The sequence below is a fragment of the Lactiplantibacillus brownii genome (genome assembly GCF_031085375.1).
Lineage (GTDB): Bacteria > Bacillota > Bacilli > Lactobacillales > Lactobacillaceae > Lactiplantibacillus > Lactiplantibacillus brownii.
Map to the genome: position 1 here is coordinate 2528824 of NZ_JAVCWF010000001.1, position 12016 is coordinate 2540839.

8 protein-coding genes are annotated in these 12016 nt (G+C 41.5%); 1 reads left to right on the forward strand and 7 read right to left on the reverse strand.

All coding sequences use genetic code 11. The annotated features are described in order from the left end of the window. Positions 1-60: 60 nt before the first annotated feature. On the forward strand, positions 61-585 hold the full coding sequence (locus RA086_RS11860; RefSeq protein WP_308703995.1) for a TetR/AcrR family transcriptional regulator: 525 nt from the start codon (positions 61-63) through the stop codon (positions 583-585). Positions 586-1129: 544 nt separating this feature from the next. Here RA086_RS11860 and RA086_RS11865 read toward each other — a convergent pair. The 7 genes from RA086_RS11865 to RA086_RS11895 all read right to left on the reverse strand — a co-directional run bounded on the left by RA086_RS11865 (position 1130) and on the right by RA086_RS11895 (position 11761). After that, the gene (locus RA086_RS11865) at positions 1130-2326 is read right to left on the reverse strand and encodes a GGDEF domain-containing protein (RefSeq protein ID WP_308703996.1); all 1197 of its coding nucleotides are present in this window, start codon (positions 2324-2326) and stop codon (positions 1130-1132) included. A 389-nt stretch (positions 2327-2715) separates the two neighbouring features. Next, entirely contained in the window at positions 2716-2934 is a 219-nt protein-coding gene (locus RA086_RS11870; protein ID WP_308703997.1) for a P8 family protein, read from the reverse strand. Between the two features lie 249 nt (positions 2935-3183). Then, positions 3184-4206: a DUF916 and DUF3324 domain-containing protein gene (locus RA086_RS11875; protein ID WP_407659093.1), complete on the reverse strand. Its 1023-nt coding sequence runs from the start codon at positions 4204-4206 to the stop codon at positions 3184-3186. A gap of 112 nt (positions 4207-4318) precedes the next feature. Then, positions 4319-4912: a WxL domain-containing protein gene (locus RA086_RS11880; RefSeq protein WP_308703999.1), complete on the reverse strand. Its 594-nt coding sequence runs from the start codon at positions 4910-4912 to the stop codon at positions 4319-4321. A 606-nt stretch (positions 4913-5518) separates the two neighbouring features. Beyond that, positions 5519-7852, reverse strand: coding sequence for a BspA family leucine-rich repeat surface protein (locus tag RA086_RS11885; RefSeq protein WP_308704000.1), 2334 nt, complete (start codon positions 7850-7852; stop codon positions 5519-5521). Positions 7853-8117: 265 nt separating this feature from the next. Beyond that, positions 8118-10793: a BspA family leucine-rich repeat surface protein gene (locus RA086_RS11890; RefSeq protein ID WP_308704001.1), complete on the reverse strand. Its 2676-nt coding sequence runs from the start codon at positions 10791-10793 to the stop codon at positions 8118-8120. Between the two features lie 179 nt (positions 10794-10972). After that, the gene (locus tag RA086_RS11895) at positions 10973-11761 is read right to left on the reverse strand and encodes a matrixin family metalloprotease (RefSeq protein WP_308704002.1); all 789 of its coding nucleotides are present in this window, start codon (positions 11759-11761) and stop codon (positions 10973-10975) included. Positions 11762-12016: the final 255 nt, after the last annotated feature.

Sequence of the window (12016 nt, forward strand, 5' to 3'; positions counted from 1 at the left end):
GTGATTTGTTGTGAATGCAACAAATTCGCCAAAAATGTTGCAGTTAAGGAGCAAAATCAAATGGTCGCAACCAAAAATAATCGGCGGGCGAAATATAGCCGCCAAACCATTGAAGATACTGTCTTAGAATTACTCGAAACCAAACCCGTTACGGCGATTTCTGTCACTGAAGTTTGTCAGCGTGCAGACGTGAATCGGACAACCTTTTATCGACATTATACTGATATTCCGCAGTGTCTGGAAAGTATTGAGCTCGAATTTTTAAATTCTTATCCTTTTGATAAACAAGCTAGTCCCATGGCCAACGTTGAGAGTATCTTAACCGCCTTTTACCAACAGCCACGACTGAGTAATTTAGTTTTTGTGGAAGGTAAAACAAAACTATTGGCACGGATGCGGATGACTACTCCTGAAGACATCCCGACCACCGATCCTTATCAGATGGTCTACATCTGGGGTGGGGTCAAAGATATTATCCGTTATTGGGTCAAACGTGGCATGCCCGAAACGCCCAAAGCTTTGACCCAAATCATCTTCGATAACGTCCAAGCGAAACATTTACCACCATTAAAGCCAAATTGCTGATCTGTCATCATATTTATAAGTATCTGCCTAATCTGCCGTTCCGGTTGGTCTGGACTGATGCTGGAACGTGGTGGCCACGTTTGTGAGCCAAAATGCGGTCTCACAAGCCGGGCTTTTCCTAAGCTGGAAGTCCACCAGCAAAGGAAAACTTCACCACTGAGCATCATCCAGCCCGCCCTGCACTAATCAGTAATCCTTAATATCAATTGCTCTTTCGTTGATACTGAATTTATCAATGTTTCATTGTTAAATCGCAATTTAACGTCGGAGTGGACCAGCACGTTTGCCGTGTCGAGACACTTAGCTGGGCGAATTGTCCCAGGTTAGTGTCTGGGCCGACTTTTAAGACGTGGGCTTCGGCTTGAAAGCGCCCTGCAGACCGTTCTCTGGCTGCAGGTCTGTCCCACAGCAAACGTGCTGGTTAACGGAGACGGACAATTAATGAGTAGTTTTAATCAATGCACTAGATTACTTTTTAAGTCAAAAAATGATTGATAACGACTCAAAACACTGAGTGGTTATCAATCATTTTTTGACTTAAAGGTTAGTCGTGTAGCGTTTCATCGAATGGCTGCGTCACACCTTCAACTGTGATGCGATCGCGACCGGCTTCTTTTGACAAATATAGATAGTGATCAACACGTTTGAACCAATCTTCAAAATTGGTGTCAGACTTTTGTAGCATCGAAACCCCAATCGAAACGGTCACCGTTAAACTTTTTCCACCATAGTTAAGCGGGGCTTTTTGTAAGGTGTTTCGAATCACCGTGACCACTGGTTGCACTTCCGTCGCACTTTCACCACGGAAAATAATCACGAATTCTTCGCCACCATAGCGAAACAATTGACGTTTTTTATTCGCAACATTTAATGATTGGTTAAAATGCTGGGCGACGTATTTCAGCACATGGTCGCCCGCCAAATGACCATAGTCATCATTGAACTTTTTAAAATGATCAATATCAAACATCGCCATCGTCATTGGTACTGCTGGATTTTGCCGATGAAGTCCGACAACCCCCAGCGTCGTCGCATCAAATTTGGCGCGATTGAGTACTCCGGTCAATTCATCATAATTAACTTCCTGATTAAGTAACATAAAATGTGCCACTAGGCGATTGATTCGCGTGACAAAGAACCGAATAACTAGCATATAAACGACAAATAGCACTAACACATTGACGATATAAAAGAATTGATAACGATAGACCGACCAGATCATTAAACACCACGTCAGTCCATATAGCGTTTGCAAGACGATATAGCGCCACTCTGACGCAATCACAGCTTGCCGATGATGATTAATATAACGTATCGTTGCCGCTAATCCCAGCCACATTACGACAAATAAGGCCAACTGTGGCACGCTATGAGTGGACATCATAGTTTCAGCATAAAATGCCCAAGGCACAATTAAATTAATCACCGTAATGGCTAAATTATGCATCGTATATAAACTCAGTAATAAAATGGTCAATTGCGCAATAATATAACCCCAACTCACCAAATTACCCGGATCACGAGCAACAAATTCTGCCCGCAGCAACGCGACACTACCGATGACCAAGCCGCCTTCAATCAAATGAATCCAACGATGGTAACGTGATGGCATGCGGGTCGCGCGATATTCCAATAAATATGTCGTGGCGGTCATAATGACAATCAAACTAATGGTCAATAAGGTTAAGACCACCGAATCCAAATTTAAAATATCACTGAAAAAATTATTAATAAGAACCAAATGATCACCTCGTTAGCCATTAGCTGAAATTTAATCGTGTATCGTAGGGTTATTTTAAATCATTACTCACTGTCCGTCCTCTATTAATCCGGAGCGGCAGGTTAAGTCAATATATTTATACATTAGCCCTTAACCCTCAATATTCTACTCATAATTAGCACTTATTCAATCTTACATTGTGGTCAATCAAATCATCAAAACTGAATTTATCGCATTAAGGACGGACGATTCAGCGCCTTGAGACAATTAAACCATCACTAAAATCTACATGACTTATCTTAACTCTAAATAAGTATAAAATTATCATTTAATTGAAATTTTTTGCACAAAAAAACACGCTGCACAACTGGTAGCGTGTAAATAATTTAATTAAAGAAAATTAAGTTGTTTTAAGCCTTCAAGAGCTTTTCGACGGCTTCCTTTAACTTGCCTTCGTCCATGTTCATGTAAGGTGCTACTTCGTCAGACGTCTTATCCGTATCATGGTTATCATCATCCATGAAATGATTCCAAATTGCATCTCGTACAGGTAACTTGGCGTCACTCCAATCAAATACATCACTCATTGATTCGTCTAAAATACTAGTCTTTTCAACATCTGCAGCCATAAAAAACAACTTCCTTTCTTTTATTAGGTACAAATACATTATAGTTCAAATTTTGGGGATAAGCCGTTTTTTGCTCACGGAAATGAAAATAATTTGAACCAGTCAAAATTAATTTGCTATAAACGCTGTTATAAAAGGTTTTATAGTGTCATACCAGTTGGTTAGAAAGTCTGATTTTCATCGGCGTTACACCCTATTTTTAGTCGTAAATAAAAAGAATGAGTTTAAAACCCATTCTTTGAAGTCATCCTATTTTTCTTGATCCTTAAGTTGCTGCTCTAAATCCTTGATTCGTTTTTGCTTCCGACGAATGTACCAGATGAGTAATAAGATAATAATCAAAATCAATACGATCAGACTAATGATCAATAGCCATGGCGTTTGTTTCTGCGTAATGACTGCCTTTTGATTTAACTTTTTAGCTGTATTTCCAGTAATCGTAAAATCTTGTTTAAATGTCCAATGCTGTTTTTTGGATGTGACTTTGACAACAGCACTATATTTGCCAGCAGTTAGTGCTTTGTCTCCCAACTTTAATGGTAACTTATAAATTGAATTAGGCGCCATTTGACCATGAGCTGTTTTTTGCTGGTAAACAACTTTGCTGCCACCACGGTGATAGATCTTGACCGACGTAGCGACCTGATTCAAAAACGCTGCCGTGTGATTTTCCAATGGAATACTGATCACATTTCTCGCATTAACCAAGTTTGCTTTAATTTTGCCTAAAGTCAATCGATTGGTGGTTAAATCATGATCCCCATGCAACACGACCGCAATCGTATAAGCATATTGATTGTTGATTGTCATCCCGCTACCAGACTTACTTTTGGCAACCGGCTTAACAAATGTGATTCCACCAGCTAATACGCCATTAAAACTTTTGGCCGGCATTTTGACCTGATAAGTGACGGTTTTAGTTTGTCCACCGGCAAGTTGAATCCGGTTCGTTGAAGTGGTCACTAGGTTTCCCAAGTCAGCGGGTAAATCTTCGCTTTTGTTCATCGCGACTTTCTGATAATTGACCGCACCACTGATACTGGTCGTCGCTTTTGAAACGGAGGTATCAATAGTCAGTGCTTCTTTGTCAGTATTCTTGACCTTGACCGCAATCGTTTCCGTCGCACCCGGCTGCAATTTCAAGTCAAAATAGCCCACTTTCGAATCAACTTGCTTTGATGACGCTACCGGCGCCACTGTAAAACCAACACTGCTTGCTTGGGCGGAAGAAACACTACCTAAGATTGCCATTAAGCTAGTTAAGGCAACCATAATTAACCATTTAAATTTTTTTGACAATTCCCATCACTCCAATTTTCGTGGAAAATAGTCATCATCAAACTAAGTCATGCGTTAACGCCCATTCCCCGATTATTAATCTGTCTTACTTATTTGTTGGTGTATTGCCTAAGTTCCAAGTTAACGTTGTCGTGTAGGCTGAACCAACATATCTAGCTGCCGAAGCTGGTATAGTCAATTTTGACGCTACATAATTCATACTAGATGTACCCAATCCTTGATCTCCAGCGGCAGTCATCAAGGCATGATTATCCCCGGCGTCGGCATTCAGATCAACACCAGGGTCACTGTTTGGAAATGTTGGCCGGTTAGTTGAATCACTTGTTAAAGACCCACTCAATGTGATAACTGCTCCTGTCAAAGCCTTACCATCCGCATTTCTAAATTGTCCTCCCTGAACAACCGTTAAGTTCCAGCCATCACCGGTCCCACGCAAGTCAGCAACAGAGACCGTCGTTTTTGCAGTATTGGCAAAAGTATCCGAACCAGCCGTAATTTGATGAGTTCCAAAATCCAGACCAGCTTCACTTGCATCCAGGGTCAGGTCACCACCAGTAAACGTGACATCACCAGTTGAGTTACTGGTCGTCGTGTCCGCAGTGTCCGCCGCATTCGCTGTAACCGCAGTCCCACCTAACAACGTTGCAGAAAGTAACAATCCTAATAGTACCTTTTTCATGATGAATGCCCCTCTTCTTTTTATCTAGAACACGTCTTAAATACTGCCTGCCAATTAACCTTCAAAAACTAATGTCCGACTTACAATCGACTGATAGCGACACGGCTCACAAGATCCAGGGGACTCATTCTTAAGTGCCTTTAACATTCAACTGATTCCCGCAGTTTTTATGACAAGACAAGTAATTTTATGACTACACAAAATCCAAATTACTTATCGCATCGTTGAGCCTCACGCAGAAAGCGCTGTCATTCCGTGATAATAAATCAGGCAGAACTAGTTTGCTTTTGTTAATTGAACTAATAAACATGATACATTCATAACCACGTCTTTATATTAACACATTTAACTATACGTTCAATCATTTTTACCAAATAATTCAAAATAATTATAAAAGACTATTCTTAAACCAATATTTAAATTGGCAAATTTATCTTTACCAGCTAAAAGTATTTACATTTAGCCGTTTAACGCCACTTAATCAAAATTGGTCTAATTTATTTAAGCCAGCGATTAGCTCAATCATTGCACCTAAAATCACTAGTCGCTGTGTCAGTAGTTCACCATTTAATCACCCCACCCACATGAGTTGTTTCCAAAATCAACTTAGTTATTGGGGACACCCTCAACTACGCCCCATTCAATCTGTCCAACATACTTTTCCGCTCTAGTCGTATTACCAGCAACTTGTAGGTTAAGACCACCCGTGCCAGAGGTCCAATGATCAGTAATGACCACCGGATTCCGACTATTACTTGTCTGCGTCATAATCGATACTGGGCTTGCTTGTCCAATTTCAGTCTGGTCCCCAGTATCCGGCGATTGATAATACAGTTTAGCCGCTAAATTAGCGCCACTGCTTTCGCTAACAAACCCAGCACCAAGCAATTGGGCCGTAACCGTCCATTCGGACCCAGTGCGACGAGTATCCCGAACACTGATCCCCGTTCCAACCGAACTTAAAGGAATCGTCATGGTCCCCGCACTAATTGGCACTGATTTAAAACTCATCGTTGGTGAAGCCGTCGCAAACGACACCAATCCTGTATAACGATACTCAACATTAATCACACCAGCCGCATAGGTGCCAGTCGCATTTTCAGGTTGTTCGGCAATGTTCCCGTAGCCTTCAATGGTTTTGGCTTGAGTTTCATAAGTGTCACCTAATTTACCATACAAGGTATCCGGTTCAGCAATCTGATTGCCATCACTGTCCACATACTTTACGATCACGGTTCCTTTCTTAGCCCAATAATAGTCCCCCGCAGGCATCGTTCCCTCATCATAATTAGTCATCAGCGTTGACGCGGTATAAGACTGCCCATCAGAACCATCTTCATAACACCACTCACGAAAATAAGGGGCTACCGAACTAGCCGCAGTCAGCCCCGCAGTTATCCCATGAAATCTGAAGTTTGGCCCAATTTTTAAGTGTTTTAAGTTATTAGAAGCACCAAACATTCCATTCGAATCAGTCGCTGCACGTGTATCCCAATCTGAAATATCCAGAGACGTGAATTTCGTGTTCGAGAAAGTCTTTGTCAAGTCTGTCACTTGACTGGTATCCCAATGATTAATCGCCAGTTCCGGTATCTTAGAATAAAAAAATAGGCTATCAAAACTCGTTGCGTGACTCGTATCCCAGTCACTAATCTTCAAAGTAGTTGTTTCACAGTATTTAAATGCACCCTTGAATAGTTGCACCTTACTGACATTCCAACTTTGTAAGTCTAAAGTTTTAATTTTAGACCATCCAAAGACTTCTGTAATATCGGTCAAACTGTCTGTATGCCAGTCAGCAAAGTTCAGTTTCAGATCGGGAACACCCATGTTTGTGAAGGCCCGCTGTAGCCCTGTGACTTTGCTAACATCCCAATGATCAATCGGTAAAGTCTCCAAGGCCACGCAATTTTGGAAAATGCCAGACATATCGACGGCACTGCTAACATCCCAGTTTGAGACATCAATTGTTTTTAACAATCTACATCCCGAAAAAGTTTGACTCATCTGTCTCACCGTACCGGTCTCCCAATTTGACACATCCACAGCAGTTAAGTTCTCACAACCCGCAAAGAGATTCTCTATGGTGATTGCCTTTGGCATTCGCCATTTAGAGACATCTAAACCATTGATTACGGTGCAGCCGTTAAAGACATAGGATAAGCTAATGATATTTTCAAGATTCCAATTACCGACAGCTAACGTCGATAGTGACTCGCAATCATTAAAAGCATAATTCATAGTTGTCACCGTTGACGTATCCCAACTGCTTGTGTCTGCTTGTGTTAATCGCCTGCATCGATTAAACATCGCCGCAATACTGGTGATACCAGTTAATTTGAGCTTACCTAAGCCTTCAACCGAGACTAAGGAAGTTAGATTGGCAAATAAATAGCTATATTCCGTACCCGCTAAAGGTGTAATCTCACCATCAATCACGACTTTCGTAATCGAATCACTCAAACTAACCCAAGGTGAGTTCCCATGCAGTGTGGACGTCACATTTTCTTGGTAAGGTTTCAGACTGTCCTCAAAGCTACCACCACTTAAATGTAACTCGCCAGCATCATTAAGATACCACGTCACAGTGCCGAAGGTTTCCGGAATAGGCGTCTCCACCGTGGCCTTAGTTAAAGCAGTTTCACTCGCCGTAGTCTGCTGATCAACTTGCTTGTCAGCGGACCCACTAACTTGGTCAGTAGTCGCCGAACTGCTAGAACTGGCAGCGCTAGTTGCCGTGTCAGCGGGGGCAGCATTAGCAGTGACCATGCTACTAGTTCCCTGTAAAACCTGATCAATTGCCGCATCCGTTTTAACCGTTGTTGACGAGCTAGAAGTTTGGGTGCTCGCTAAAACTAAATTGGCCGTCAATGGTAACGCTGTCATTATCAAAATTGTTAAAACCGCCAACATAATGCGCATGACTGATCGTCGTCTCATGGTTACTGCCCCCCTTTTTCCATGACTAGTTAGAAATAACAATTAACTAACTGACTAATAATTGTTATTTTATATTAACATGTTTAACCATTTGTTCAAGTATTTGAACTCACTATGTTGCAGGGTTCGACTAAAGATCAAGCTCCGGCGCTGCATCCTATTTTAAACAGGCTAGCACATCTTTAGCAGCACTAAAACATGATTTTTGGGCATCAAGAATGGCAAGTCTGAGACGAACATCAGACTTGCCATTTTTTCAGAATTATTAATTATTCTTAACAAGATCACCAAGCGACCATTGAATCGTCCCATGGTAACTCTCAGCCATGGTCGAACCTGCCGAGGTTTGGAGTTCCAACGTATAATCTGACGTTGACCAATTGTTCGAAAACACAAATGACCGCATATCATTATAATACACATGTTTATTCATTATTGGTACGCTACCATTTTGCCCGATTTCAATCGGCTTATTTTGCGTTGATACAGTACCGTTTTGATAATATAATTTAGCATTCAGATTATCATGATACTTATCTCCAACGAAACCAGGCGCAAGTAATTGAGCAGACAAACTAAAATCCGACCCAACCGGACGATTGACCTGTGCAACTAAATCTCCACCAGTTAGCGTGGGCCTTTCTAAAGTCGTTGTTCCAGGCGCAATCTTGTGGCTATCAAATGATATGGCTGTGGGCACATTGGTAAAGTACATCAGGCCATTATAGTGATAGGTCACATCAATAGTCTTTTCAGTATAAGTCGCGTTGGCATTCGCTGGAACCTCACTACTCAGTTCATAACCCTCAATTGTTGGTGCTGAAGTTGTATACGAATCACCAATCCAACCATGTGTGGTCACTGGATTTTTGAGTACCACCCCAGCGCTATCGACATAATGAACGATCACAGTCCCTTCTTTTGCCCAATGATAGCTACCCGCTGGCATGGTCTCACCATCATAGTTAGCCATCATTTCCGCCGGCGTATACGTTTCTCGCTTTTCCCCATTTTCATACCACCATTTACCAAAATAAGGCAGGGGTTGACTCAGTTCCGGTGCCATTAGTCCAGAATTAGTCCCGTTATTTTGGAAAAAGCGGAAATCTTTTCCTAATATTAACTGTTGTAAGTTTGGGTCTTGAAGAAAGGCTCCGTCTCCAACAGTGACTGATTGTGTGTTCCAACCACTCAAATCAAGTGATTTCAGATTAGTCATTGCCATAAAGGCTGCTGACATATTGGTTACATTTTCAACATTAAACTTGCTAACATCCAGTGTTGTCATTGCCCGATCATACGAAAACATCCTATTAATATTCGTTAAACTAGGCGTATTCCATTTTGAAAAATCAATACCGGTTACGCCAGAATCAGCAAACATACTGCTCATATTTTTCACATGACTAACATCCCATTGACTGACATCCACCTGTGCTAGGCTAGAACATTGATTAAACATACTGGCTAAGTCAGTTACATTCGAAAAATCATCCGTTCCAAGATCCACTGAAGTTAAGTTATAACAACGAAAAGCCAACGCACTAGCATTTGAAAATTTCCAGTTCTTAATGATGATCGTTTTTAAGCTTGAGCAACCACTAAAAAAGGCGCTCGCATTAATAGGATTTGAAACGTTCCAATTGCTGATATCATAACTAGTTAATGCCGTACAACCCATTAGAAAGGAACTAGCGTTAGTCAAACTACCAACACGCCAATTGGTTGCGGTGATACTGGTTAAACTAGTGCATCCACCAAACATATCTGTTAAAAATTGGACACTACTAAAGTCTAGATTGGGATCATCCACACGGGTCAAGCTAATACAACTTGCATACATACCTGTCATCGTTTTCACATGGCTAAGATTCGATAATGGCAACTCAATCTTTGTTAATTTTCGGTTTCCAAGAAACATATTCTCAGTACTAGTTACCTTACTAGTATCCCAATTCTCCAAGCCTGTTATCGTCAACTGATAGCAACCATCAAATGTGCCTTCCATCACGGTCACATTACTAGTATCCCAATTTCCAACATTGAGACTGATCAAGCTTGAACAGCCGGAAAAGATATATGCTGTACTAGTTAGACCACTAGTATCCCAATTTGTCACACCGATGGTCGTCAGGGCCTCACAAGAACTAAACATATTTTCCATTGATGTCACTTGGCTGGTATTCCAATTATTCAAGTCCAAGCCAGTTAAAAGTGAACAACCATAAAACATGCCTGACATATTCGCAACATGCTGCGTATTCCAACCAGCAATATCCAGATTAGTCACCTTTTTGCAAAGATAAAACATATTTGATGTATCACTAGCCTGTGATAAATCCAAATTATCAAGATTCGTAAAAGTAACTGCTTCTTCTAAATTTCCGAAAAAATAGTTGAGATTGGCATTAGCGACTGTCGTAATTTTGCCATCAATAACTACTTTTAAAATTTCAGACTCATATTTTTTCCAAGGTGTTGTCCTATCAACCACTGAGCCAAAGGTCCCACCTTCCAAATGCAACTCACCTTGATCATTGACATACCAATCAATTCCGGCGGCACCATCTGTGTTCCCGGCAACACCTGAATATAGGACACTACCATCAGTCGGTATGTCGGTAGAACTAGTCGAAGCAGATTTAGCTAATGACTGTTTGCTTAAGTCCGTAGCAGCTGCTTTATGACCACTCGTGGTACTAGTTGAGGTGCCAACTGACTTAGCAGTCGTGGTGTCGGACTCATTTACTGCCGCATTAGCTGTTTCCATGGCGTTAGACCCTTGTAAAACTTTAGTCGTTGCGGTATCCGTCTTAACTTGATTAGTGACTGAACCACTCTGATCACTTGCCAATACTAAATTAGCCGTTAATGGTAGCGCTGTCATTACTGCTATCACTAAAAACGTCACCACAACTAAACTCACGGATCGCCATTTCATTGTCTCTGCCCCCTGATAGCCATCAACACATTTCAATAATTTTTAATCAATCTAATCATAATCCTCACTTTATGTTAACACACTTAACCATTCGTTCAATGACTTTTACCTAATTTCCATCACTTATTTTTAGTTACATCAAAAAAAGACGACCCTTACAGTCGTCAATAACTTAAATTTTAGGATTGATATATGGATCGTAACGCTGCTAAATCATTAGCAGTCAATTGCGTCCGACCTTGACTGACGGGATACATCACTGATTTGAGATCAGTGCTGTGATCCAGTCCCAGCGCATGTCCCAATTCATGGACCGCGACCGCATCGCTATAAGCCATCCCATAATCACCGTTCAAACTAGCAGTCGCTTGGTTATGATTCCGCGTGCCTTGCCAACTCACTTGTTGATAGATTTTGGGCCCACCTTCACCTAATTCAATACTGGTCTCACCTTGTGGCATCTTTTTATGATAGACCGTAAAAGCAATCGAGTTACTATCTTTAGGTGCTGATCCAGCCACTAAATGCACAATCCCAGTCTGGTTATATTCCGCAATCGCATCTTTAAAGACTTGGCGACCAGCCGCCGATAATTCTTTATCAAAATAGTAATAATAAGTTTTTGACAATTTGACGTTTTGAACAATTGACTCCACCGGCGTGGCATCCGCCGTGGTGGCTGAACTAGCAGTATCATCGCTAGCTGAACTGGCAGTTGTCGAGCTAGCCGCACTGGCTGAACTCGCCGTCTGACTTGAATGGGTGGTTGTCTGAGACTGACTGGAACTTTCCGCGTCTGAACTGATTAACTGACTACCTAAACGACCAGAAAGTGCCGCCGATACTTTTGCCTGAACATTACTGGCAGTTGCCCAAACAACTGGGACTAACGTGGTTCGATTCTGGACGCCCCAGATAACAGCAATAATTGCCACTAGCGACCAGAAGGAACGTTTTACAAATTTCACACCGCATACCCCTTCTATTAATAACCTAACTTCATACTAAAAACAAACTAGGCATTAGTTATACCACAGAAATCACCTCATTTGGGTCCTGAGCGGCTTTCCTTATAAACTCTTACACCTTTTAGTTACGTCAACCACACTCGGTCCCATGTGGCCGACGAAAATAACTTTCCAACCACAACCTTAAATATCTGAGTCACGCTCCAGACTCGTGTTGTGATCCACGTGCATCACACTAAATCAGGTTTAGTACCA

What these genes read in the sequence shown, in the direction of transcription:
- RA086_RS11890 (WP_308704001.1), bottom strand. Translation starts at nt 10,793, where the DNA reads ATGAAATGGCGATCCGTGAGTTTAGTTGTGGTGACGTTTTTAGTGATA.
- RA086_RS11880 (WP_308703999.1), bottom strand. Translation starts at nt 4,912, where the DNA reads ATGAAAAAGGTACTATTAGGATTGTTACTTTCTGCAACGTTGTTAGGT.
- RA086_RS11885 (WP_308704000.1), bottom strand. Translation starts at nt 7,852, where the DNA reads ATGAGACGACGATCAGTCATGCGCATTATGTTGGCGGTTTTAACAATT.
- RA086_RS11870 (WP_308703997.1), bottom strand. Translation starts at nt 2,934, where the DNA reads ATGGCTGCAGATGTTGAAAAGACTAGTATTTTAGACGAATCAATGAGT.
- RA086_RS11875 (WP_407659093.1), bottom strand. Translation starts at nt 4,206, where the DNA reads ATGGTTGCCTTAACTAGCTTAATGGCAATCTTAGGTAGTGTTTCTTCC.
- RA086_RS11860 (WP_308703995.1), top strand. Translation starts at nt 61, where the DNA reads ATGGTCGCAACCAAAAATAATCGGCGGGCGAAATATAGCCGCCAAACC.